Origin of the sequence: Metabacillus kandeliae, assembly GCF_021166585.1 — a bacterium.
GTDB lineage: Bacteria > Bacillota > Bacilli > Bacillales > Bacillaceae > Metabacillus_B > Metabacillus_B kandeliae.
In genome coordinates this window covers 259463-284095 of the sequence record NZ_JAJOZE010000002.1, presented here as the reverse complement: position 1 = coordinate 284095, position 24633 = coordinate 259463, and the positions used below count along the sequence as shown (strand labels likewise).

Here is a 24633-nt window from a genome sequence, read left to right as displayed (position 1 = left end):
CTTATTCTATAGGATTAATTGTTTTATCTCTTTTATTGTTATTTAATAATTTCCATAAGTCCTCACCGCGTTTTACATGATAAGTTGTAATATCACCAGTGGCATTGGTTCCTACAAATTTAAATTTTGCCTCTCCTTTACGAGAGTTACCCATAAACTTCACATAGCCTATTCGAGTCTCACCTTTATACTGATATCCCACTTTTGTGCCGCTGCTCATAACATCCCTAGCACCTTGAACATATTCATCTGCATTATTATAAGCACCATGGAATTCATTGTTTTTAACTGCATGTTTGTCAAAATGAGACTCTAGTAAATCTCTAGAAGCAAAATTTTTATTAACAAAGTTACCTGTACCCTTTACCCCTACCCGCTCAACCTTCCCAAGCCCCTTATCAACCTTAAAAACCACTGAACCCTTCTTAAGAAATTTCCCTCCGCCCTTTAAAATAGGACCTCCAAACACTGTCATGAGGGAAAATGCCCTTTCTGCATCACTCAGTTTTTCTCCAGTGATCAGGTTTTTTCCTCCAACCCCTTCTCCGAATCCTTTTAAGTTGGAGAGGAGCGGGGCAAAATCCATGGCATCAGATAGCAGTTCTCCGCCTTCCTCCCTGGCCCCGCCTATGCGGTCCGACGGAATAGACTTTACGAACGTTTTCTTTTCCAAGTAAGCAATTTGTCCATTTTTATAAACTTGGTATGTGCCGCTGTACTCTCCGTATTCGTCGATGACTTTGACTGTTTTCGCGACCTCGATGCCCAGAGGGTTGACCAGTTTCCCATTTTCGAAGTGCAGGTGTTTGCGATTCCATTCAATTTGCTGCTGTCGACGCTGCTGAATATCTTTATTCATTTTCATTCTTGTGGCGGCAAGCGGGCCTTTAAAGAGCTGTTTGTAGATGGCCTTCATTTCTTCGGATATTGGACTTGGAAGCAATGTGTTTAGGGGCTGTCCGCTTAGTGCATACGAATTTTGCAAAACGTTGGTCTGAAGGAGCAGATAGGTCAAAACTAGCTGATCTGCCTCCGTGACTTCTCCGCCTGTCCACTTTTTCAGATCTTCCTTTATGCCTGGCCAGCCGTAAGCTGCTCCGAATGCACTTAATATTTGGGCTGACTGGCCTTGGTCGGTGATCATCATTTCCTCTCGGGCAAAATAAACGAGCTGGTGGGCGTTATCCAACTCCTTGTTATACTTAGTAAGGCTGTTCAGCATCAGTGTTTTTTCTTTCTCGATCGTTTTTGTACTGCTGTAAGCTGATGCTGTTTGAATTAAGGTTTCTGCCTCTTCCATTTTCGTAAGAGCTTTGCCGATCTGTTCTGCAAAAGCCAATAGTTCTTCCGGTTTGATCTGGATTTCGCTCATTTTGCTGTCAGCTCCTGCAAAAGCCGGCTGATTTCTTTGTCAATTTCATCACTGGTAGAGCTGCCGTAATTTTTTATTTCCTTTTCCAGTTCCCTAAAGTGGGCTGTCTGCTTTTGATAAGCCTGTGCAGCTTTTCCTTTCCATTGCAGCAGATAGTGATCCTCTGCTTTGATCAAGCATTGAATGCCAGCCACTGCTTCCTTTAGTCCTTCATCTACAGCCGTTCTGTACTGCCTAAGAGCATCAACTTTCTTGAAAATCTCCTCAACCTCGGCCATCCTCGCTTCCACCGCAACAAGATCCGGCACTATTTTCACTCCCTTAGCTCAATCTTTTCTCACAAATTGTGGAACTTCCCTCTATTCTTTTACCTATAGGAAACATTAGTAAACAATTTTTTCCAAAGAGAGCATAGGGACGGTTCTTCTGCTTCAGGGAAGCACGAGAACCGTCCCCATGCTTCCTGGATAAAATCACCAACCCCTCCCGGACTAAATGGCTCCTCCCGCCAATACAATATTGAAGGCAGGGAATGCACCCTGGAATCATAATCACGGGAGGAACCATATGAAACTTGTCCGGCTCGGGATATTCGCTTTGATTTTTGCTTTGTTGTTCTCCATCAGCTTTAAGCCTGCAGAGGCAGCTGAAAAGTCTCGTACCATCTACCTGTACCACAAAACACCCCTCTACAAATCCAATTCTACAGCTTCAGCAAGGATTGCCACTTTGGCGCCTCAAACAATTTCGGTTTTTTCGAAATACGGGGACTTCTACAAGGTAAGGACTTCAAAAGGAAGGTACTGGATTCACCCGTCAGATTTTAAGGATGAGTACGGAAGGCATCGCATTTATATTGCAACGTCTCTGTCACTGTATACAGCCCAATCCTCTAACAGCGAGAAGAAAGCTGTCATTGAGCCGCAGTACATCACGGTTTTAGCCGCAAGCAAAAGCTGGCTGAAGGTCGAGTCAACAAAGGGGACTGGCTGGGTCAACCTTGCAGAGAAGCTAAAGGTGGCCTACCTCACGATTGATGACGGGCCAAGCAAATATACAGGTCAAATACTGGATATTTTGAAAAAGAAGAATGCGAAAGCAACGTTTTTTGCGATCGAGCCAAATATTAGAGCTTATAAGACTAATATGATCAGAGTGAACAGGGAAGGGCATTATATCGGATTGCACAGTGTTTCTCATAATGCGACGAAGCTGTACAAAGGAAGCTCACAAAATGTGGCGAGAGAAATGGAAATAACGCGGAAAACGTTAAGATCAGTGGTAGGTGTGAACCATTATTTAACCCGTGTACCATACGGCAGCAAGCCTTATATGACAAAGTCCTTCAGGGATTGGCTCGTGAAATACAACTTTAAAATGTGGGACTGGACGATTGATTCAAATGACTGGCGGTATTCTACCAGCCAGTACACGACGATTATCCGGAATGTAAAATCCGGGGTGCTGGCAGTAGAAAAGCAAAAAGAACCTATTATTATCCTCGTACATGAGCGGCCGCAAACGGTAAAAGCATTGCCGCAGATTATCGACTACTTAAAGGCCAGGGGATATACACTGGTGACGTATAATCCGAGTCATCATGTAGTGAGTAATTTCTGGAATGATGGCAGGCTATAAATGGAGTGAGCGGAGCTTAGTGCCCGCTCTTTTTTGTTGGTGTAAAATAGGAAGCATAGGGACGGTTCTGCTGCTTCCTCGGAAGCGCAAGAACCGTCCCCATGCTTCCTAGAGAGGAGAGAAAATAATGAATTCTATCGATTTAGCCATTTTAAATTTAAACGAGGTTAGAAGACGCAGCTTGAAAATTTGGGAGTCACTGCCCGAAGAGGCCTATAGCTGGCGGCCGGATGTCCATGCTATGACTTGCTTGGAGATGATCAGGCATGTTATAGAGTCTGAGCATTATTACCACCAGGCAATTGAAAACAGGGGCGATGTTCCGAACTATGAATCACCGCTGCAGAATAGTCCGCTAGTGTCTCCGCAGCAAGAGATGGAATATGCAAGAAAAATAAGAGAGGATTTTATTCAAACGATTTCTTCTTTTAGCGAAAGTGATTTATCAGATGTGAAAATTGACCGTTCTAATGCCGGCTATATAAGAGGGCTTGGTGATATGCTTTTACGAATTGCTTATCACGAATCAATACATACAGGGCAGCTTCTTGATTATTTAAGAACAGCTGGTGCAGATCGAGCAAAAATTTGGGATTAAGTAATGTAAAATGTAAAAGCATGGGTTTCAAACCGGATCATTCACGATTCGGTTTTTCTTTATATGCGGATTTAATCCAAACATGTCCAATCAAACACCCTCCTCGCTACATAAAAAGAAACATAAGGGACAGGTTCTGCTGCTGAGGAAGCACAAGAACCGTCCCCACGCTTCAGGGGGGACAACACATGCTAGCCAACCAGATCATTCTCACAGGCCTTAAATACCTCGGTACACCCTATGTGTTCAACGCCAAACCCCATCAAACAAAAACCTTTGATTGCAGTTCCTTTATGCAGTACATCTACGGTGTTCACGGCATTTCTCTTCCGCGAAGCTCACGCCAGCAGTATAGTGTGGGAACTCCCATTTCTTTTGAAGAGATCAGGAAAGGGGATCTTCTCTTCTTTACAACGAAGACACGAAAAGACCGCCAGCTGCCCTCGAAAATTGGACATGTTGGGGTCTATCTTGGAAGGGGGCATATGCTTCATACGTACAAGGAGGGCAAGAAGGTCATGGTGTCGGAAATCAATGCGTATTGGAAGTCAGCTTTTGTTGGGGGAAAGCGGGTGATTTAGATGCCCTTTTGCCGCCGGGTGAGTTTGCTGTTCCTGGCGGTGTGGCATTGTCTGCCGGTGATGCGCGGGCGTTCGCTAGGAGAGACGGGGTACATAAGATTTCGTTTGTCATTGTTGTGGCCGGGATTTTGCCTTCCGGAAGGGTAAATGTAAGGGCCTGAAGGGTCGTCCTGAATGAGGGCGGCTCTTTTAGCATCATAGCGGGTAAACAGCACATGCCCTAATTCATGGGCCAATGTGTAGCGGCCGGCTGCTTTTTCAGTGAGAAGAATCCGCCCTGTCAGTTCATAGTCGTCTTCATTTTGAAATGAAACAAGCTCTGTGCCGCCAACGCCGACGACTTTTTTGCCTCTGCCCGGGGCTAAATATTCGCCGCTCAGGTAGAGCACATAAATTCCCGTTTTATGGCCTTCAAGCGTTTGCGCCTCCTGAAACAAAGCTTCAATAGTTGGGTGAATAAGGACGTAGTCAGAGGAAATGGAGCCCGCATTGACCCGCCTCTTACTGGTCGTTACTCCTTTTAACTGAAAGGTCACACAATCATTCCACACCTCATTCGCTTTTTGAATATCCTGCTTCACCCGCAAGGTATTACTCCCGTGATCAGCACCATTCACAAAAAAAGCATACACATCCACTGTATAAGCAGCCAATACGGACAGCCCCTTCTCCTGATTTTTCTGCTTGTACAGTTTATGGATATGGTCTTGTTTCGGTGTGGGTTTAGGAGATAAGCAAAGAGACGGTTCCATTTGAACCGTCTCTTTGGTCTATTTCGATACTTTAATTTCTCCGTTATTTGTTTTTAACTTTATTAGCGTTTTCCCGTTTCCGATCACGGCGTTTCCTTGATACTTATTGAAGATATTGACCTTGCCATTATCTACTGATGTATCAAAAGTTACATTGTCCGGTTCTTTTTCTGTTGTAATCAGGATAGCGCCATTGTCGCTTTCCAGCTGGACAGGCTGGTTGAGTTCTTCTGTTTTAAGAGAAAGCTTGCCGTTATTGGTGATGGCTTTGATTTTCCCTGTGACATGATTAAAGATGATTTCGCCATTATCTGCTTCAGCATCTGTTTCCTTTGCGGAAAGCGCGGACAGGCTGATCTGCCCGTTATTCGTGCGGGCATGGATGCTGCTGATCGAGGCATCCTTCAGTGAAACATTGCCATTGTCATTTTCAATGCTAAAAGACTGGTAGTCTTTTTTAGGCAGCAGCACTTTGATGCTTTTAGGTTCATAAAAATCAAAACTGAGATTAAAGAATGGATCTGTATTCGTGTTTTCTTTTATGGTCAGCTGATGTCCCTCTACAGTGGTTCCTAAAGGGTTTTTGACTTTGGATTTCACTTTTCCTTTTAAAGAAATTTGAATGTCCGGCCCAGTTGTTGGCAGAATTTCTATTTTGGCATTTTCAGCCTGAACGCTTATATCTGTAATGCTGGCTGCAGGAATGCTTTTGCTCTCGCTGACTGATTTTAGCTTGTCGCGCTGCCCAAATGTGGCGAGGGAACCTGCTGCTCCAATCAGTATCAAAAAGGCGGCCGCAATGGATAATTTTTTCATGCTGATCATGCTTTTAAACCGCCTTTCACTAAAGATACATTAAACTTCAGATACCGCAAAAAGCCTTTGTAGATGGCTTTTGTGGCATAATACATGCCGATTCCGATGTAGATTCCTGCACCAGCAAGCACCAGAGAAAAGAACAGTGTGAAAAGCTCAAACTGATCGGCGAAAACAACAGCATCGAAAATAGCCAATAGAGGAGACAGAATAAAGGCGGCGCTGACAGCCCAGCCTGAAAACAGGAGGCCGGCTAATGCGATAAAGGGGCCAAGCACAATGACCAGATTGAAAAATCCAAGCCCAATTGCAGCCCATACAGCGCGGAACAAATTTCCGGCAGTTCCTTTAGACTCTGCTTTTTCCACATGATGCTGCACCGTAATTTCCTTAGCGATACTTTGCGGAGCACCCAGCTCTTTTGCAATCTCAGCTTCTGATCTTCCTTCCTCAAGTCCAAACTGGAAATGTTCTTCATAATCTCTTAAAATATCCTCACGCTCCTGCTGCGGCAGATTCTTGAGAGCAGCTTTCAGCTCCTGCAAAAACTGTTCTTTACTCATTTCTTACACCTTCTTCTATTAATGAATTAACACCATTTGAGAACGCTCTCCATTCAGCGATGAGGCTGTATAAATACTCCCGCCCTTTTGAAGTAAGGGAATAATATTTCCGGGACGGGCCTTCTGAAGATTCCTGGAGGTAGGTTGTGAAGTATTCTTCTTTCGTTAGGCGTCTCAGCAAGGGATAAACAGAGCCCTCAGATATTTCAATCTGATCCGAAATTTTCTGTACGAGCTCATAGCCGTACCGGTCTTTTTTATCAAGCAGAACCAGCACGCATAACTCCAGCACTCCCTTTTTAAATTGAACATTCAAGCGGAAACACTCCTTCATGCTTGCTACTGTATAATGTATAGTACTGGTCAATAAGAAGTACCATGGCATATTTAATTTACCACTTAGTACTGTTTATTGCAAGGTAGTGATGTAATTTTTTTAAAAAGAGTAACCGGTTATAAAAAAAGAAGTGAGATCCCCATCTCACTCCCCAACTCCCTTCAGCTCCTCAGCTTCAGCATGCCGTTTCCTTCATCTGCTCTCGAAAATCCCAGCTTGACAGTATTCTGGAGAAGCAGTTTGTAGATCTCCGGCTCTGTCAGCGTCCGGTTTAATTTTTTCTCGTATTTTTCAATTATAAGGGCGAGTGCTCCTGATACATGCGGTGTGGCCATGGAGGTGCCGGAGAGGAGCGCGTATTTGCTGTGCGGATAAGTGGATAGAATTTGTTCTCCTGGTGCGACGAGGTCAATTTCGCTGTTGGAGTTGCTGAATGGAGAAATCCGCTGCTGCAGGCTGACTGAACCGACTTCGATGACTTCTTCATATGCCCCAGGGTAGCTGTATTCGCTTGTTCTCGCATTTCCGTCACCGTCATTTCCGGCAGCGCACACAACGGCAATGTTGTTTTGGACGGCAGATTTGATGGCAGCGTGCATGTTTGGGTTGTCATCAGGTCCTCCGAGTGACATGGAGATGACCCGGACTTTTTCCCCTTTCGGCCCGCGCCACTTAATGGCATATTTTACAGCCTCTGTCATGTTCTCTGTTTTTCCTTTGCCGGAGCCGTCCAAAACTTTCAGCACAAGCAATTTGGCTTTTGGGGCAGCTCCTGCAACACCGCCGTTTTCTCCCCGGCCTGCAATGGTGCCGCACACATGGGTGCCGTGGCCGTTGTTATCCTGATATCTTGTCGGAATCCCGAGGTAGTCATTCGTAAAATTCCGTCCGCCGATGATTTGGCCTCTTAAATCCGGGTGGCCTGTCTGGCAGCCGGTGTCAAGAACAGCGATGACGATTCCTTCTCCCTGAAAGCCTTGCTGCCAGTATGATGGCGCGTCAATCATGCTGATTCCCTTCGGAACAGCTGTTGGGGTATCTATCGTTGCTCCTACACGAAAAGGCGTGAGTTTGACTATGGACAAGTTAAAATCTCCCTTCGTCAGCAATGTCCCGCTAAAAAAGCAGGGGATGGACTTGCTTCTGTATCGTATGAAGGAAGGCTGGAATTTGCTATTTCGTTTTCATAGTGAAATAGTTAATTTTTGCAAAAGTAAGCTCATCCAAGGCGAAGCTTCTATAAATATAGTAAAATGGCATATGGAATGTACTTGATGAAAGGAATTAACTAACATGACATATAAAATGATTGTTCTTGATTTAGACGATACATTGCTGCGCGATGATTTAACAATTTCTCCCCGGACGAAGGAAGCCTTAATGGCTGCACAGGAAGCAGGAACGAAGGTGGTGCTCGCTTCAGGAAGGCCGACAACAGCGATGCTGCCGATTGCGGAAGAGCTGCGGTTAAAGGAATACGGCAGCTTTATTCTTTCCTTCAATGGCGGAAAAATTAATAACTGCCAAACAGGGGAAACACTTTTCAGCTCAACGCTGCCGGCTGATACCATTCATCACTTATATGATGTGAGCCGCAGGGAAAACGTCTGGATCCACACATACATTGAAGATGTGATTGTAACAGAAGACGATAATCAGTATACGGATATCGAAGGGCAGCTGACAGATCTGCCAATTGAAGTTGTGGAAAATTTCAAAAAGGCTGTTTCAGTTCCTGTTGTTAAAGCACTGATGCTTGGTGAACCTGACTATCTGAAAAATGTAGAAAAGAAGCTTCAGAAGGAATTTGAAGGAAGCTTAGCAGTCATGCGTTCAAAGCCGTACTTCCTGGAATTCACAGAAGATGGCGTCACAAAAGGGACAAGCCTGAACTCTCTTATTCAAAAGCTTGGCATCAACCGCGAGGAAGTCATTGCGGTCGGCGACGGTCATAACGACCTATCAATGATTGAGTTTGCCGGACTTGGCGTTGCAATGGGAAATGCAGCGGAAGAAGTGAAGGAGAAGGCAGATTATATTACGGATACGAATATGAATGATGGTGTGGCGAAGGTTGTGGAGGAGTTTATTTTGGGAACTGTTCCAGTTATCTAGCAGCTAATCAAAAGACAGCTTCCGGCGGGAGCTGTTTTTTTAATGGTAAATAAAGGGGATAGCAGGAAAAAGAAGCGGAATGAAATAGCCGTAAATTCAACGTTTTCTCAGGAAAACATCAAAAGTTGGTTCTTAAAACACTCTTTTTCGAAACAAAAAAATTGAACATTTTTTCACAGAGGAGTATCTTTAAAATCGTTATTGATAAGCAACTTGCCGTGTGGAACAGGATAATTGGTTCCCTGCATACTATAAAGCTTAAAGGAGAATGGATGATGGAAAACTACCAGGAACTCACATTAAAACAGCAGTCCTTTTTCCGGAGCGGAAAAACAAAAGATCTGACATTCCGAATGGAAATGCTAACGAAACTAAAAGACCTTGTTAGCTCCCATGAGCAGGACATTATTGACGCATTAAAAGCGGATTTGAATAAGCCAGAAGCAGAGGCTAAGCGTGCGGAAGCGGGGCTGGTTCTAGGAGAAATTAATTTTATGATGGAAAACCTTTCTTCATGGGCAGCACGAAAAGAAGCGAAAACACCAGCTAGCCATGCAGGAGCTGTCAGCTTTATTGTCCCTGAGCCGTATGGGTCAGCCTTGATCATTGCTCCATGGAACTATCCGTTTCAGCTTGCTGTTAATCCGCTTGTCGGAGCCATCGCAGCTGGAAACTGCGCCGTATTAAAACCATCTGAGCTAACACCTCATACATCGCGGCTTCTAGCTAAAATGATCAATGAGAACTTCCCGGAAGAATACCTGCACGTCGTAGAAGGGGAAGTGGAAACAAGCACTGCCCTGCTTAAAGAGAAATTTGATTATATCTTCTTCACCGGCAGTACGGGAGTAGGGAGAATCGTCGCTGAAGCAGCTGCAAAGCACTTGACTCCTGTTACACTGGAGCTTGGCGGAAAAAGTCCAGTAATCGTGAGTGAGGATGCGGACTTGGATGAAGCAGCAGCCCGCATTGTACGAGGGAAATTTGCCAATGCCGGACAAACCTGTGTAGCGCCCGATTATATCCTTGCACATCGTAATGTGAAGGATCAATTGATTGCTAAACTGAAAGAGGCTGTCACCGAGACTTATGGCGAAAATATTTCAGAAAACCCTGATTTCCCGCATGTAGTGAGTGAAAGGCACTTTGACCGTTTGCAAAAATTTCTCGGAAACGGAAAACTTGTACTTGGCGGCTATTCAGACAAAGCGCAGCTATTTATAGAACCAGCCATTTTGGACGGCATTACTTGGGAAGATCCCGTGATGCAGGATGAAATTTTTGGACCAATCCTTCCGGTTCTTGTATTCGATGAGCTGCCCGAAGCCATTGAATCCATTGTGAAACGCCCGAAACCATTGGCATTGTATCTTTTCTCAGATGATGAAGCCGTTCAGGATGAAGTGTTAAATACCATTTCATTTGGCGGCGGGGCCATTAACGATACGATCAGCCATATGACCTCTCACTACCTCCCATTTGGCGGAGTAGGAGACAGCGGAATGGGGGCCTATCACGGCCAAGCAAGCTTCGATACGTTCACCCATTTCAAAAGCATGCTGAAACGTCCAGCCAAATAAAGGTTATGTCAAAATCTGCCCTATAGAAAATCCTTGAGAAAGGGTCTTTCTATAGGGCCTTTTTTATAAAAATTTTCCGCGCTCAAACATACCGCTGCTTAATCGCATATACCGCAAGCTGAGTCCGATCCTGCAAAGCGCTTTTTTTCAAAATTCCCGTCACGATATTTTTAATCCGGCCTTCGCTTAAATAAAGAATTCCGGCAATTTCCTTGTTGGTTTTGCCTTCTGCAATGTATTTGATGAGCTCAATTTCTCTGATGGTAAGGCTGCTGTCAGGGCGAGGCTCATACTTATTCATGTAGTTCTCAAAGAACATTTCGCTGCCGTCGAGGACATCCTGGTGAAAAAGCTTCATGTTATTAGCGACGCATTTGACTGCAAGAATAAGCTCTGAACCTTTTATGCTTTTTAACAAGTATCCGTCTGCGCCGGCAGTAAAGATTTTGCTGTCTTTGTGGCTTGTCAGAATGATTATTTTCATATGGGGAAATCTCGTTTTCATCAGTCTTGCAGCGTCGATTTCCTCACAGCCGGAGCTGTCCACATCAATCAGCACAATGTCTGGAGCAAGGGTTTTGCACAGCTCCAAAGCCTGCACCCCGTTCTCGGCACTTCCAATGACCTTCAGTTCGCTGTCTTTTTCAATAAGATAGATTAAGCTTTCCCTTAATAGCCTTGTCCCGTTAACCATCAGCACATTTATCATTCTGGATGCACTTCCTTATAGAAACTCAAATTTATCATAGCAACCGAGTATGATTCTTCCACACTGGATATGTTAATTTTCAGTTAAAAAAAATAGGAGTTTCGGGTCAGAATCGTGCCGAAAGCACAAAAGCGCCAAAAATAATCGTGACTTCGAGCGTTACCATTGGTACCTTCAATCGGGATGGCTGTATCTCTATACTTTTCTTAGATTGAATAGGAGGTTATGAATGGTGTTCAAAAACAAGAAGCTCTCATTATTGGTATTAAGTTCAGTGCTTTTCTTATCGTCTGGAAGTTTTTTTAATGCGCCGGCACAGGCTGCAAGTGCATCACATGTTGTCATCAGCGAGGTGTATGGCGGAGGAGGAAACAGCGGTTCTTCCTACAAAAATGATTATATTGAACTTTACAATCCAACCAGCAGCAGTGTTTCTTTATCTGGATGGTCTGTGCAATATGCCTCTTCAACCGGTTCATTCAGCAATATCACGAATTTAACAGGAAGCATCGGACCTCATGAGTACTATCTTGTTAAACAGGCAAGCGGCGGCGGCGGAACAGCTGATCTGCCAGCAGCTGATGCAGCAGGCAATATTAATTTAAGCGCAAGCAGCGGAAAAGTGGCGCTTGCTAAAGTCACTTCTTCTGTTTCAGGTTCAAGCAATGCCAATGTAGTCGATTTTATCGGGTACGGTTCTGCCAATGATTATGAAGGAGCTCCTTCCGGAACGGTTTCAGCGACAAAAAGTGCTGAACGCAAAAATGATAGTGGCGGAACAGCAGATGGGCAGGGCAATGGCTGGGACACAAACAATAACTCTTCTGACATCGTCGTCACAAGCAGTCTGGATCCTCAGAGCTCAACTTCTTCATCAGGAGGAACAGGTTCAGACACTGGCACCGTTCCATCCGGCATGGATGATGACAATATGGGAATGGGAAATCCAAGCAGTGCAACAGCAAGCACGTCTAATTCCGCAGACTACTTAATGACAAAGTCTCAATACGATCTTTCTTATAACAACAGCAAGCATATACCGAACTGGGTGAGCTGGCATTTAGATTCGGCAGATGAAGGAAGCACTGCACGCCAGGATACTTTCCGTGAAGATACATCCCTTCCGGCAGGCTGGTATCAAGTACAAGAAACTGAATTTTCCGGATCAGGATTTGACAGAGGCCACATGTGTCCTTCTGCTGATCGCACCGCTTCTGTGACAGATAACAGTGCCACATTCCTAATGACAAACATGATTCCGCAAGCGCCAAAAAATAACCAGATTACTTGGGCGAATCTGGAAAACTACAGCCGTTCTCTCGCAGATGCCGGCAACGAGTTGTATATCATTTCCGGCGGCTACGGAACTGGCGGCACAGGTTCTAACGGATACAAAACAACAGTCGGAAACGGTGTAGCCGTTCCAGCGAAAACATGGAAAGTCATCGTAGTTCTGCCTAAAGGCACAAACGATGTAAGCCGTGTTTCCACCTCAACAAGAGTCATCGCTGTTGTGATGCCGAATGATCAGACAGCTTCCAGCAAGCCTTGGTCTTCTTACAGGGTGAGTGTTGACAGCATTGAAGCAATGACAGGCTATAATTTCCTTTCTGCTGTACCGGCGAGTGTACAGAATGCGATTGAAGCAAGCGTTGACAGCGGTCCTGCCAGCTAAATAGGAAAAGCAGAGTGAAACCCGGTTTCACTCTGCTTTTTTAGTTTTCGAAAATCCGGTTATGATCAAACACGCAGCAAATGCCACACAGGTCACAATTGAAGCGAACAGCAGCCCGATGGCCCTCATAAACGTATCATCTCCTTGGTAGGAGGGTGTTAAGGTAACAAACCAATAGATAAAGAGAGCAGCCAAAATCAGATAAAAGCTGCTTCCGACGGTACTCATAATGAACCGGTTTTTTCTAGAGCCGTTCCATGCAGCGGAAATCACCATCCATATGAAAATACTGGCGATCACTGCTGCAAGCATGATGGCTAAGTGAAGGTAGGGGATGGTGAAAAACATTAAACTCAGAAGCAGAAGGCATGTAAGAAAAAATAGAGCAGCGTTCGTAAGGAAGAGAAAGACGCCTGAGAACCAGTGGTTTTGAAACCATTGGGCATTTTTGAGCTTGCTGACGAGCGGGCTGCTCTTTTGTATGCTGGTTCCCAAGGGACTTTTGAAAAATAGGATAAGAAGAACTCCGAGGAATCCAGTGAGTAAGGTCAATGACATCGTATTTTCTCCTGTTCGGCAATATCTATTATTCTACCATATTTTTACTTTAAGGATTAAAAAAAGACAGCAGGATAACGAATCCCGCTGCCTTCTGTATTTATAATTCCCCGCCATTACTCTCAATCACTCTCTTATACCACTTAAAAGAATCCTTCTTATACCGCTTCATCGAGCCATTGCCCTCATTATCACGGTCAACATAAATCAAGCCATAGCGTTTTTTCATTTCTCCTGTTGTAAAGGAAACAATGTCGATAATGCCCCAAGGAGTGTAGCCGATCAGCTCGACGCCATCATCATTGACGGCTTTTTCAAGTGCTTCAATATGGGATTTTAAATAGCTGATCCTTGATTCATCATGAATGGAGCCGTCTTCTTCAATCTTGTCGATGGCACCAAAGCCGTTTTCGACGATAAACATTGGGATTTGGTAGCGGTCATAGAAGCGGTTCAGCGTATAGCGCAGGCCTGTCGGGTCAATGGCCCAGCCCCAGTCGCTTGCTTTAATGTACGGATTTTCCACCCCGTTTGGAAGTCCGCCGTTTACGATGTCACCGGTGTTTTCTTTTTTCACATCGCTTTTCACGGTTGTTGACATGTAGTAGCTGAAGCCAAGGTAATCGACTTTGCCGTTTAGGAGAATTTCTTCGTCTCCTTCTTCGAATGGAATGCGGAAGCCTTCGCGCTCGAATTCTTTTAGCGCATATGCCGGGTAATAGCCTCGGACGTGCACGTCAGGGAAGAAGTAGCGCTGGCGCATCATTTCTTCTGCAAGCATAATGTCTTCCGGGTTGCAGGAATATGGATAGATCGGAACATGGGAAACCATTGCCCCGATTTGGAAGTCCGGATTGATTTCTTTTCCTTTTGCCACAGCAAGGGCGCTAGCGATCAGTTCGTGGTGGCTTGCCTGGTACATAATTTCCTTTGCGTTTTCCCCTTCTTTTACGCTGACACCGGAGTTAGTCCATAAGAAAATCGGGTTGTTCACATCCATTTTGTTGTTGATTTCGTTAAAGGTCATCCAGTATGTCACTTTGTCCTTGTAGCGCTTAAAGCAGACCTCTGCAAATTTCACAAAGTAATCGGTCACTTTTCTGCTTCTGAAGCCGCCAAATTCTCTCGCAAGGTAGAGCGGCATTTCAAAGTGGGAAAGGGTAATGACGGGTTCAATGCCATGCTTCAGCAGTTCATCGAACACATTATCATAGAATTTCAAGCCTTCCTCATTCGGTTCCGCTTCATCGCCGCGCGGAAAAATGCGGCTCCAGGCGATCGAGGTGCGCAGGCATTTTAAGCCCATTTCGCTGAAAAGAGCGATGTCGCTTTTGTATTGATGGTAGAAGTCGATGGCTTCATGGTTTGGATAAAACTCGTTTTCTTCCACTTTTTCTGTGATTTTTCTCGGAACACCGTGTGCTCCTGCAGTCATCACATCGACAACACTCGGTCCTTTGCCGCCTTCGTTCCAGCCGCCTTCGAATTGGTGGGCGGCAAGGGCGCCGCCCCATAGGAATCCTTCTGGTAATTTCGTCATTTTTACTTCCTCCTTATTTGATGATAGTAATCAGATCTTGATGCTGTGAAGCAGCTGCTGCGGTTTCAATAATGACTTCCTGGTAGGCATTTGAATTGGTTAAGATGACGGGTGTGATGGATTGTAAGCCATGCTTTGCAATCAGTTCTTTATCAAACTCCATAAGAAGATCGTCCTTTTTAAAAGAGTCGCCTTCTTTTACGTAAAGAGTAAACGGGCTGCCATCCAATGTGACGGTATCAAGCCCGATATGAATCAGCATTTCAATGCCTGAATCAGAACGAAGGCCGATCGCATGTTTTGTAGGAGCTGTCATTACAACAGTTCCGTCAAACGGGCCAAAGATTTTGCTGTCTGCCGGATCAATGGCAACGCCTTCTCCCATTGCCCCTGAACGGAAAACTTCGTCCGGAACCTCTGAAAGGGGAAGGATGGCACCGTTTAGTGGAGCGCTGATGCTTTCTTCATTTTCAGCTGCTGGCTTGCTTTCAGAAGCTTCTGGTTCAGCTTGCTTAGCTGTGTCTTCCCCGTATCCAAAAATCTGAACGAGGATGATCGGCAGAATAATGGCGATCGCCACTCCAACAACCATTCCCCATATGGAAGTCGGGTACTCGGAGTTAATCGCATTAACAATGGTCAAAGGCCCTGGCAGACCGGCATAAGCAAAATAGTATGGACTGAAGAAGCTTGCGGCAACGGCGCCGACCGCCCCTGAAATACAGCCGAAGATAAATGGCTTTTTAAAGCGCAGCGTGATTCCGTAAATAGCTGGTTCTGTAATACCGAACAGCCCTGTAATACCAGCGGAAATTCCGACTTTGCGCGTTTCCTGATTTTTCGCTTTCAAAATAACGCCAAGCACTGCACCGACTTGTGCGATCACAGCCATTGTCTGATAAGCCTGGAAGGAATCGCGTCCATATTGATCAAAGTTCGCAAGCACCATCGGCGTGACGCCCCAATGCACGCCGAAGATAACAATAACTTGCCAAAACCCTCCGATAATGGCCCCTGCAAGCGGCGGCGCATTCTCAGCCAGGAAGTTGTAGCCGTTTGCAATTCCGTTTGCACCCATCGTAGACAAAGGGCCGATTAAAAGAATTGTTAAAGGCACCATGATGACCAAGCTGAAGAACGGTACAAACAGCGGGCGGATCACTTCATGTATGCTTTTGTTTAAAAATCTTTCAAGATAGGAAAGGATCCACACTAGAAAGAGAGGAGGCAGGACGGATGATGTGTAAACCGTCTGGGTTAAAGGCATTCCGATGAAGGACATGCTGTCTCCCTGGGCAATTTTTGCTGCCATCTCTGCCCAAGTGGGGCTGACAAGTGCCGCACAGCAGGCAACAGCGATATACGTATTGGATTTAAAATGCCTGGAAGCCGTAATGGCAATGAATATGGGCAGGAACGTAAACGGTGCCCATGAAATAAAGCTGAATACCTGATAAGTGCCGGTTTCTGCAAAACTTTTAAAAAATAGATTAATAATAATTAAGGCACCCTGCAAAATTCCTGCTGCAGCCAAAATATACACGAACGGAGCAAAAACAGCTGACATCGTCGCAATGATCCGGTTTAAAACCGTCCCTTTGTTCTCGCTCGCTTCTCCTGTTTCTTCAACGTTCACTAACTGAGCAAACTCCTCATATACTTCCCCAACGTGCTGGCCGATGACGACCTGAAACTGACCGCTGTTTTCCACAACCGTAATAACGCCAGGCATGGAGCTGACGGCTTCCTTTGCCTCAGGCTTGGACCGCTTCAGAACAAGTCTGAGCCTTGTGGCACAGCGTGTTGCCCCGATTACATTTTCCTCGCCGCCTACCGCTTTTAATATATCTCCAGCAAGCTTAGGATAATTTCTAACCTTTCCAGACATACAAAACCCCCCTTTGTTCAATTAGTATACGCTTACATTATAATTGTACCGGTATAATTTATCAAGAAGTATATAATGTAAAAATAAGGGTATAAAACTATTGGATATGATTACAGGATGCCTGTGATATAATTCCGGTAGAGAATTTGAAAGTGAAGAGGAATGTATATGTTAAAGTACCAGCAGATTGCTGCAGAATTGGAAAAATATATTGAAGATAATGAGCTTCAGCAAGGGGACAAGCTGCCTGTTTTGGAAATGCTGATGGCGCAGTTTAAGGTGAGCAAAAGCACGATTACCAAATCTCTGGAATTGCTTGAAAGAAAAGGAGTCGTTTATCAAGTAAGGGGAAGCGGCATTTTTGTCAGGCGCCATAAACGGAAAGGGTATATCAGCCTGCTCAGCAATCAGGGATTTAAAAAGGACCTTGAAAATGCGTCCGTTACCTCAAAGGTGCTTGATCTTAAAGTGACAAAGCCGACGGAGGAAGCAGCATACAGCTTGAATCTCGGAGCGGATGATGATGTCTATTATGTGAAAAGAATCCGTTATATAAATGGACATGCGCTTTGTGTAGAAGAGTCTTATTTTAATAAAGCCATTGTGCCTTACTTAAACAGAGAAATTGCAGAAGTATCGATTTTCACCTATATAAAAGAAGGCCTTGGGCTTAAAATTGGATTCTCTGATCTGTACTTAAAGGTGGACATGCTAACGGAAGAAGAAGCAGATTTGCTAGGGCTGAAGCCTGGCGATCCGAAGCTTTACGGAGAAAGCATCTTTCATTTAACCAACGGGCTGCCCTTTGATTATTCAAAAATTGCCTACAATTTTGAAGAGGCACATTTCTTCATTCAGGCTAATAGTGACTTTTCGTAAAACACGGCAAAAACCGGCTGCTCAAGGAGTGAGTGGCCGGCTTTTTTTTTACAAATCTTGATTTTTAAAATAATTTGCTGCAGTTCTCCCCATAATCCGGTAGCCGTCAGAAGTTAAATGAATCCCATCATCACTAATAAACTTTGAGTAATTTTCCTCCTGCAGAAAAGCTGCTCTGACATCAATCACATCTGTTTTCATCTCATGGGCCAGTCCTGCTAAGCTGCGGTTGTACATCCCGTGCCAATAATCCGCACCGCCTTTTGAACAAATCAAGTGGCTGATGGAACTGCCGAACTGGTTAAGTAAAAATTGATAATAGCGCACAGGATCAAGCGGCGGGAGTGTCATGACGATCGGGACAATGCCACCTTCCTTAAGCGCACTGATCATAGATTCTACATTTTCAAGGCAGCGGTCAATCGGCACGATGGCTTCGTGCTTTCCTTCAGGATTTTCCACGACCTCTTTCCAAGAAAAGCCGCAGTCATTGCCTCCGATTTCAATAATCGCATAATCCGGCTGTTCCTCCAAAGCGTCTTTTTGCAGTCTTTTCATCAGAGAACCCGAGTGATCATTAAACACACCTTTATTGATCACAGCGGCATCTGAATCCTGAAGGAAGTCTTGCAGGTAATAAGGATAGTTCTTTTTCGTAATTCTGAGCCGCCCTTTGACAAAAGTAACCCCTCTCGTCAAGCTGTCGCCGATGCAAAGTATTTTCATTCCTATTAACCCCGCATTTTAAGTGGTATTCTCTTCAAAAAACAATACTCTACTGTATTCCTTGCAGATCAAAATGGTACAGGCAAAGAGAGAAAAGGGGTTTTTCAAAATCTGATGTATGGTAAAATTTAGGTAAAATGGTAAGGGGATAAAAAATGACACAGCTTTGGAGAGCGTTTGGGGGATTGCTCCCGGAATTTTTAATAGGCGGGGTCCTGATCATCATTCTGTCTTTGTTTCTTAGAAAAAGAAGAACAGGATCGAAGAAAACAGCCGTCAGCATTTTATACAATATGTCTATTTTTACGATTTTGCTAATAACCGTTTATCCAGGATCCTATAACGAGCAACTGCCGCGCATTTTAAATGTGATCCCGTTTAAAGGGATGGTTATGATGGTTTTTCATTCTGTCGATGCTTCCGTTCCTCTTCGCAACCTGGGATTTAATATTCTACTGTTTCTTCCATTCGGCTTTTTCCTTTCATGGCTTCGGGAAAATAAAGAAAAGCTGGTTACCTATGTCACGGTGATGGGGCTCTTCTTATCTTTTTTTGTTGAAGCTTTTCAATATGCTGTGCCGATGCTCCGGGCGGCTGATATAGATGACATGATATTGAATACGGCAGGGACATTCCTTGGAAGTTTTCTCTTCCTTGCCGTGCAGCAGCTTTTTCCATCTGCCTTTGACCTTTCCCGCCAATACAGCAAGATCCGCTTAAAACCAGTCAAAACCTATGGAGGCTATGAAAATGGACCGAAATAAATTTTCTGCGATTGCGCACAAGGATCATCTATTCTACAATCCTATCAGCCAAGACAAGTGGAAGCGGGTCATAGAATTGCTTTCTTTAAAAAAGGACGACCGCATCCTCGACATCGGAGCAGGGAGGGGTGAAATGCTTCTAAAAATCCTAGAGAGGTATGGCTCCCGCTGCCTGGCAGTTGAGCAATATAAAGGCTTTACTGATTTAATGAAAGCAAGAAGCGAAAACTTCGGGCTCTCTGACCGGCTGACAATCCTGAATGAAGATGCCGCTAAGACAGTAAAAGAGCTGAATCAGGAGTTCCAAGCAGCCATCTGCATTGGATCCTCCCATGCTCTCGGAAACTACCAGAAGACCATTGAGATCCTAAAAGGAATCGTCGTAGAAGGCGGGTTCATTCTGATGGGAGAAATCTACTGGCGGAAAAAACCAGATGCGGAATACCTCGACTTTTTCGGCGGAGAGGAAGGGGATGTGCTGTCACATGCAGGAAATATTTTTGCTGCAGAGGAACATGGGCTAACCCCGCTCTGGTCAGCGACTGCAAGCGAGGATGACTGGGATTGCTATGAGTGGCTCTACTCTAAGTCGATAGAGGATTATTGCTATCACAACCCGGACGACCCCGATTGTGCAGAAATGCTTGAAAGGATCAGAAGCTGGCGGGAAATGTACCTGAAATATGGAAGAGAAACTCTTGGATTTGGCCTGTATCTTTTCCGCAAGAACTGAAAAGTGTCTACAATAGTTTAAAACTTCATGGCACACTTTTTTCTGCTGCTGGTACAAGTGAGCAGTCAATCTCTAGCTTTTTGAATAAGTTATCCTGATAAGATATTTTTCAGGAGGTAAGAGATTTGAGCGAAATGGGTCATCAAGTAATAAGGGAGCTTGGTTCTTTGGCTTCTGCCATTGCCGGGACAGGCCTTCATGCTGCAAAGCGCATGATCAGCGGACTGTCAGGAGAAGCACAGGCTCCAGCAAATCCGAGAGCCGGACAGCCATCTGATGCTTTTCCTTCGCCTTACCAGACAAGCATTGATAATACGTTCCGCATCCCGGTATTTTTAAGCTCTGCCAATCAAATGAATGAGATTCAAATGGCGTTTTTCAACAGGCTGATTCTTGAAATGGAGAATGCGCTGCTTTTTCCAAGGACGCTTCCAAGAACAGAGCAATACCCTGAAACGACGTTAACAAGCGTCCGGCGTGTTGTATATTCAAGCTATGGATTACTGGCGGTTGATTTTCAAAGATTTTTTGTACAGGGCATCAGGACAAATGTTGGGGAGTTTGTTCCCACAACGCCATTTTGGGAAGGCTCGGCTTTTGCACAAATTGAACCTTCCATGGCTTACCAGTACGGCCTTCCGCTTCTTCTTGTCAGAGAAATCGGGACAGATACAGCGAGAGGAATCTGGGAAAGAGGGAATTCCCCATTTATTATCCTGGAGTGGGATTCAACTAAGCCGCTCGATGATTTCTTCCAGATTGTCCAGTGGCGTTCAGCCTTCGCCAACTGGAACGCGCACGTGAGAAACGGGTATTATAACCAAACAGAACCGCCGTTCAGGTATTTGGCTAATAATCAGGATCAATAGTCCGATGTGAGGAGGCAGGAGAAATTTTCCTGCCTTTTTTATATAGAACGGTTTAATCATGAAGAGATACAGGTATTTTTATATAATGGTTACTGACGATTGCTAGTGGAGGTGCATCTGTGGGGATACCTTTGAATGAATTGCAGGAGTATGAAAATTTTGATGAGCTGGCATTGGATATTCTGGAAATGGCCCATGAATTTATGCCGGATAAAACGATTTTTTTAAGTGCGATCAGTGAAACCGAGCAGATCATTTTAAAAGTGCTGCATCATAACTGCGGGGTTCATATAGATGAAGGAATGACGCTCGACCTTCCGGATACGGTCTGCAACAGGATTAATTTTATAGAAAACGAGCCGTTAGTTTACGAGGATATGAAAAAGGAAAGCCGATTGGTTTATTTGAGGAAAACGCTGCTTGATGCCAATATTAACTCTTATCTGGGAGTGCCCATCAAACTCGGAAGCGGAGAGACGTTCGGCACGCTTTGCGCAGTCGACACATCAGCCGCCTCCTTCAGCAGGCAAAGCATTAAAATGTTTCAAAGGATTGCGAAAATGTTTTCCTATTATTTGGACCTGGAGCGGAAGGCTTACCGGGATTCGCTGACAGGCTTGTATAACAGGGAATTTCTATACAAATCTTTTAGATCAGAAACAGAAGGAGCACTGTTTTTCATCGACTTGGATGGCTTTAAAAGTGTGAATGACCGATATGGACATGACACAGGTGACCTGGTGCTGAAAGAAACGGCCTCACGGCTGAAACAATACATAAAAACCCGGAACGGAATGGCTGTCCGCCTCGGCGGTGATGAGTTTGTTTTAAATGTGCAGGGCGGTGCTGATCATTCTGAACTCAGTCTGCAGGCGGAGCTTCTCATGAGGGAGTTTGCCGATTGGAGCGGCTTTCCGTATGGCATCCAGATCTCTGCCAGTATTGGGATTGCTGCCTATGGACCGGATCATCATGGCGATTTGAAAAAACTGCTGAAAGCAGCAGATGACGCTTTGTATGAGACGAAGGAAAAGGGAAAGAATGGGTTTCGGATTTATTGAAGGAGAGCTGGTTCTTATATAGGAGGGCCGGCTTTTGATTCTCTTATCTGCAAATAAAATGCGAAGCCTGCACATAAAAGATTAAAGCCGCACGCAAAAGCCTCAGCGTGCATGAAACCTCTCAAGTCCGCATGAAAAATTCGAAAACCCGCATATAAAATTTCAAAACCTGCAAATAAAAATTCGAAACTAGCAAATAAAACTCCAAAACCCGCACATAAAAGGCCTTTGGACGGTGTTTTAAGGCAAGAAAACCGGACAGAATGACAAGAAATCTATTGGAATAGGGCTCATTTCCGTTCTTTTTCCCTGATCCAAAGAGGTTGGTCGATATATAAGGGAAAGTGGTCGATATACTTTGAAGTTCGCCGATATATGAAGAGAAGTGGCCGATATATTTTGAAATCCGCTGATATCTCGGTAGAATCCGCCGATATCTGAAACTGAGGCTGTTCTTTGTCACAAGGTCAGCGTGCAAAAAATCATTTTCACCGCTGAAAACTAATTTTCCTAAAGAGCCGATTTAGCTGTTTCTTTCTGCTCAGAAGAGTGTGGATCGATATATTTTAAAGTTCACTGATATAGGTGTCTCACTGCTGTTTATTAAACAAACTAATGGAGTAAAACTTCCCTTTTACCAGGTTATCAATTATTTGCTGCAGCACATACGGGTCCCTCAAGGCCTCATCTGCAATTGCTGCAAGTTCATTTGTTTTGATCCATTGGCTGTCTGTTATTCCTTCTTCTTCAAGATTCAAAGAACCTCCAGTTACCTCTCCAATAAAATGAAACAAGATTACTTGATCGTTGAAACTGCTTGTAAAATTATATACACCGGTAGTGCCGGTCAGGCTGACATCAAACCCAGTTTCCTCTTTAACTTCCCTTATAGCTGAATAAAGAATGTCTTCCCCATATTCGATATGTCCGCCCGGAAAGCTCCACTTGTTAAAAGCAGCAGGTTTGTTCTCTCTGATCATCAGAACTTTATCATCCCTAACAATTGAGACACTTGCTACTAAAACTATTCCCCTTTGTGTCATCCAAATCTCCCCCGTGTGTTTAACTCCAATCCATGTTCGTTCCTATCAACAGTATAACAAGGTTATACTTTTAGCAAAATATGGAATTAAATAACCTCTTGCTCAGCTCATGTAAAATCAAATTAAAAATTATGTAAAAAGAACCATAAAACTTCCTTATTCGTGGTATATTTTAGTTAACATGGTAACGATTTAAGTCCTTTTGCCCTAAATACTTGTAAAACTATGTCACCACAGGAAGAAGAGATCAGCATGATTCTTGTAAAAAATGAGTACTTCATTTTAGAAAATCACAGTGATTCTATTAGTCTGAATGTGTTTAAGAAGGGCTACTCTCTGGCCGATTTTAATCGGGTGCTGGCTGAGTTCCCGCGAATCTCGATTACTTCTTTTCCTAACTTAAAAAAGGGGATAGAGGAGGCGGCTGGAGAAGCCATTACGATCGGCCGGTATCTGCCGCTCATTTCCTGCACGATCAGCCAGGATAAGATGACGGCAAGCATTAAGCTGCTATCTTCTGACGGGGAATTGGATAGTCTGAAAAAGGAACTGCCAGGCATGATTCTGGAAACGCTTCAAGAGGCGGGAGTGACAGAAGGCCTTCTTATGGAGGTCATCGATGGTGAAATTCCCCCGCTTAAGTCGGTCGCGGCCGCTAAAGGAATTGAGCCATTGCACGGGGAAGATGCTGCCATCCGCTATTTTGAGCTGTCAGAAAGAAAGCCTGTGATTGAAGAGACAGGCAAAGCGAACTTTTATCATATGAATTTTGTAGATGAGGTAGAGAAAGGGGACTGGCTTGGTGAAAAGCTTCCCCCGACTGCCGGCAGGGACGGCAGAAACGTTCTGGGAGAGCCGCTGAAGGCAAGAAAGGGGAAAGATAAGCGCCTTATCTATGATCCAAAGTCGGTCCTTCTTGTAGAAGAAGGCGGAAAAAGCCTGTTAAAAGCAGCAGCAAAAGGGATTGTTTCAAAAAAAGAAGGCAGGATTTCTGTGGCCGACCATCTTGTCATTGATGGAGATGTAGGCATTGCCACTGGAAATATCGAGTTTGATGGTTCTGTTACAGTTGAAGGCACAGTGTGCGAAGGCTTTTCCGTTGTTGCCGGGTTTGATGTGGCCGTCAAGTCAGAGTTTGGAGTCAGGCAGGTCGGACGGATAGAGTCGCTAAACGGCGATATTTATCTTAAGGGCGGTGTCTTCGGCAAAGGAATCATCAAAGCGGCGAAAAACATTTACGTCAAGCACGCCAATGAATGCAGCTTAGAGGCCGGCGGAGACATACATATCGGATTTTATGCGAAAAGCAGCGATCTGACAGCCCGGAATGTGATAACGGAAAAGACGAACGGCAAGATAATGGGCGGACAGATTACGGCACAAGGCAAAGTTTTCGCTAACGAAATCGGCTCAAAGATTGAGCACAAAACGATCATCCAGGTAGAAGGCTTTGAGCGGGGCGAACTGGAAGAGCAATACAATGAATTATTGAAAGAGTACAAGAAAGCGATTGGAGTCTTCGAAGAAATTCATCGCCAGACGGAAATCTATGAAACTTTCGCCAACCAGTTAAACAGCAGCCAAAAAGGCCAAATGGACAGCCTGAAAATGGCGTATGATCTGCAGATGAAGGAGATTTCAGCACTCGAAGCGCGCCGCAAATCCATGCTGCAGATGCTCGAAATTAAGGGAGACGGGGAAATCTCTATTTTTGAAAAAGCGTATCCGGAAACTTACATCGAAATCAGGAATATGAAAAAGAAAGTGAACAGCATTACGAAGGGAACCTTTTACGCCGCAGGAAGAGAACTCAAATACGAATAAGGAGCATCCAGA

Annotated in this window: 25 protein-coding genes; 12 read left to right on the top strand and 13 right to left on the bottom strand. The window is 44.5% G+C overall.

Annotated elements, in window-relative coordinates:
- Window position 1: 1 nt before the first annotated feature.
- Window positions 2-1372 (bottom strand): pre-toxin TG domain-containing protein, encoded by a 1371-nt coding sequence (locus LRR81_RS08465; RefSeq protein ID WP_231788911.1) that lies wholly within the window; start codon window positions 1370-1372, stop codon window positions 2-4.
- Complete coding sequence (locus tag LRR81_RS08460; RefSeq protein ID WP_231788910.1) at window positions 1369-1680, bottom strand: hypothetical protein; 312 nt, start codon at window positions 1678-1680, stop codon at window positions 1369-1371. Before LRR81_RS08460 ends, LRR81_RS08465 begins: the two co-directional genes overlap by 4 nt.
- A gap of 259 nt (window positions 1681-1939) precedes the next feature.
- On the opposite strand from LRR81_RS08460, the gene LRR81_RS08455 reads away from it, so the two are divergent.
- The 3 genes from LRR81_RS08455 to LRR81_RS08445 all read left to right on the top strand — a co-directional run bounded on the left by LRR81_RS08455 (window position 1940) and on the right by LRR81_RS08445 (window position 4189).
- Window positions 1940-3010, top strand: a complete 1071-nt coding sequence (locus LRR81_RS08455) for a polysaccharide deacetylase family protein (RefSeq protein WP_231788909.1) — start codon at window positions 1940-1942, stop codon at window positions 3008-3010.
- Window positions 3011-3137: 127 nt separating this feature from the next.
- The gene (locus tag LRR81_RS08450) at window positions 3138-3608 is read left to right on the top strand and encodes a DinB family protein (protein WP_231788908.1); all 471 of its coding nucleotides are present in this window, start codon (window positions 3138-3140) and stop codon (window positions 3606-3608) included.
- A 188-nt stretch (window positions 3609-3796) separates the two neighbouring features.
- Window positions 3797-4189, top strand: coding sequence for a C40 family peptidase (locus tag LRR81_RS08445; RefSeq protein ID WP_231788907.1), 393 nt, complete (start codon window positions 3797-3799; stop codon window positions 4187-4189).
- On the opposite strand, the gene LRR81_RS08440 is transcribed toward LRR81_RS08445, so the two are convergent.
- From LRR81_RS08440 to LRR81_RS08420, 5 genes are all read right to left on the bottom strand, one after another.
- Complete coding sequence (locus LRR81_RS08440; protein WP_231788906.1) at window positions 4186-4842, bottom strand: hypothetical protein; 657 nt, start codon at window positions 4840-4842, stop codon at window positions 4186-4188. The genes LRR81_RS08445 and LRR81_RS08440 overlap by 4 nt on opposite strands.
- Window positions 4843-4959: 117 nt before the next feature.
- Window positions 4960-5766: a DUF4097 family beta strand repeat-containing protein gene (locus tag LRR81_RS08435; RefSeq protein ID WP_231788905.1), complete on the bottom strand. Its 807-nt coding sequence runs from the start codon at window positions 5764-5766 to the stop codon at window positions 4960-4962.
- Window positions 5763-6320 carry an HAAS signaling domain-containing protein gene (locus LRR81_RS08430; protein WP_231788904.1) on the bottom strand — a complete coding sequence of 186 codons (558 nt, stop codon included), beginning with the start codon at window positions 6318-6320 and terminating at the stop codon, window positions 5763-5765. The genes LRR81_RS08435 and LRR81_RS08430 overlap by 4 nt, the downstream gene beginning before the upstream one ends.
- The gene (locus tag LRR81_RS08425; protein WP_231788903.1) at window positions 6313-6636 is read right to left on the bottom strand and encodes a PadR family transcriptional regulator; all 324 of its coding nucleotides are present in this window, start codon (window positions 6634-6636) and stop codon (window positions 6313-6315) included. The genes LRR81_RS08430 and LRR81_RS08425 overlap by 8 nt, the downstream gene beginning before the upstream one ends.
- Before the next feature lie 182 nt (window positions 6637-6818).
- Window positions 6819-7742 (bottom strand): S8 family peptidase, encoded by a 924-nt coding sequence (locus tag LRR81_RS08420; RefSeq protein ID WP_331716328.1) that lies wholly within the window; start codon window positions 7740-7742, stop codon window positions 6819-6821.
- 208 nt (window positions 7743-7950) lie between these two features.
- Here LRR81_RS08420 and LRR81_RS08415 point away from each other — a divergent pair, with 208 nt between their 5' ends.
- Together LRR81_RS08415 and LRR81_RS08410 are read left to right on the top strand one after the other, a co-directional pair.
- Window positions 7951-8772 carry a Cof-type HAD-IIB family hydrolase gene (locus tag LRR81_RS08415; RefSeq protein WP_231788902.1) on the top strand — a complete coding sequence of 274 codons (822 nt, stop codon included), beginning with the start codon at window positions 7951-7953 and terminating at the stop codon, window positions 8770-8772.
- Window positions 8773-9047: 275 nt separating this feature from the next.
- Complete coding sequence (locus tag LRR81_RS08410) at window positions 9048-10352, top strand: aldehyde dehydrogenase (RefSeq protein WP_231788901.1); 1305 nt, start codon at window positions 9048-9050, stop codon at window positions 10350-10352.
- 82 nt (window positions 10353-10434) lie between these two features.
- Here the strand turns inward: LRR81_RS08410 and LRR81_RS08405 are convergent, their stop codons facing one another.
- Window positions 10435-11061 (bottom strand): response regulator transcription factor, encoded by a 627-nt coding sequence (locus LRR81_RS08405; RefSeq protein ID WP_231788900.1) that lies wholly within the window; start codon window positions 11059-11061, stop codon window positions 10435-10437.
- Between the two features lie 229 nt (window positions 11062-11290).
- On the opposite strand from LRR81_RS08405, the gene LRR81_RS08400 reads away from it, so the two are divergent.
- The gene (locus LRR81_RS08400; RefSeq protein ID WP_231788899.1) at window positions 11291-12736 is read left to right on the top strand and encodes a DNA/RNA non-specific endonuclease; all 1446 of its coding nucleotides are present in this window, start codon (window positions 11291-11293) and stop codon (window positions 12734-12736) included.
- A 27-nt stretch (window positions 12737-12763) separates the two neighbouring features.
- Here LRR81_RS08400 and LRR81_RS08395 read toward each other — a convergent pair whose 3' ends face one another.
- From LRR81_RS08395 to LRR81_RS08385, 3 genes are all read right to left on the bottom strand, one after another.
- Complete coding sequence (locus LRR81_RS08395) at window positions 12764-13294, bottom strand: hypothetical protein (protein WP_231788898.1); 531 nt, start codon at window positions 13292-13294, stop codon at window positions 12764-12766.
- 100 nt (window positions 13295-13394) lie between these two features.
- Window positions 13395-14834: a 6-phospho-beta-glucosidase BglA gene (gene bglA, locus LRR81_RS08390; protein ID WP_231788897.1), complete on the bottom strand. Its 1440-nt coding sequence runs from the start codon at window positions 14832-14834 to the stop codon at window positions 13395-13397.
- Window positions 14835-14847: 13 nt separating this feature from the next.
- Window positions 14848-16722, bottom strand: coding sequence for a beta-glucoside-specific PTS transporter subunit IIABC (locus LRR81_RS08385; RefSeq protein ID WP_231788896.1), 1875 nt, complete (start codon window positions 16720-16722; stop codon window positions 14848-14850).
- 168 nt (window positions 16723-16890) lie between these two features.
- Here LRR81_RS08385 and LRR81_RS08380 point away from each other — a divergent pair, with 168 nt between their 5' ends.
- Entirely contained in the window at window positions 16891-17601 is a 711-nt protein-coding gene (locus LRR81_RS08380) for a GntR family transcriptional regulator (RefSeq protein WP_231788895.1), read from the top strand.
- 48 nt (window positions 17602-17649) lie between these two features.
- On the opposite strand, the gene LRR81_RS08375 is transcribed toward LRR81_RS08380, so the two are convergent.
- Window positions 17650-18327 carry an SGNH/GDSL hydrolase family protein gene (locus tag LRR81_RS08375; RefSeq protein WP_231788894.1) on the bottom strand — a complete coding sequence of 226 codons (678 nt, stop codon included), beginning with the start codon at window positions 18325-18327 and terminating at the stop codon, window positions 17650-17652.
- Window positions 18328-18482: 155 nt separating this feature from the next.
- On the opposite strand from LRR81_RS08375, the gene LRR81_RS08370 reads away from it, so the two are divergent.
- From LRR81_RS08370 to LRR81_RS08355, 4 genes are all read left to right on the top strand, one after another.
- Window positions 18483-19091, top strand: coding sequence for a VanZ family protein (locus LRR81_RS08370; protein WP_231788893.1), 609 nt, complete (start codon window positions 18483-18485; stop codon window positions 19089-19091).
- Window positions 19078-19824 carry an SAM-dependent methyltransferase gene (locus tag LRR81_RS08365; RefSeq protein ID WP_231788892.1) on the top strand — a complete coding sequence of 249 codons (747 nt, stop codon included), beginning with the start codon at window positions 19078-19080 and terminating at the stop codon, window positions 19822-19824. Before LRR81_RS08370 ends, LRR81_RS08365 begins: the two co-directional genes overlap by 14 nt.
- Before the next feature lie 134 nt (window positions 19825-19958).
- Window positions 19959-20693, top strand: a complete 735-nt coding sequence (locus LRR81_RS08360) for a hypothetical protein (protein WP_231789086.1) — start codon at window positions 19959-19961, stop codon at window positions 20691-20693.
- 119 nt (window positions 20694-20812) lie between these two features.
- Window positions 20813-21754, top strand: a complete 942-nt coding sequence (locus LRR81_RS08355; RefSeq protein WP_231788891.1) for a sensor domain-containing diguanylate cyclase — start codon at window positions 20813-20815, stop codon at window positions 21752-21754.
- Between the two features lie 590 nt (window positions 21755-22344).
- On the opposite strand, the gene LRR81_RS08350 is transcribed toward LRR81_RS08355, so the two are convergent.
- Entirely contained in the window at window positions 22345-22797 is a 453-nt protein-coding gene (locus tag LRR81_RS08350; RefSeq protein WP_231788890.1) for an NUDIX hydrolase, read from the bottom strand.
- A gap of 252 nt (window positions 22798-23049) precedes the next feature.
- On the opposite strand from LRR81_RS08350, the gene LRR81_RS08345 reads away from it, so the two are divergent.
- A complete protein-coding gene (locus LRR81_RS08345) occupies window positions 23050-24621 on the top strand; it encodes a DUF342 domain-containing protein (protein WP_231788889.1) in 1572 nt (523 codons plus the stop codon).
- The last annotated feature ends 12 nt before the right edge of the window (window positions 24622-24633 follow it).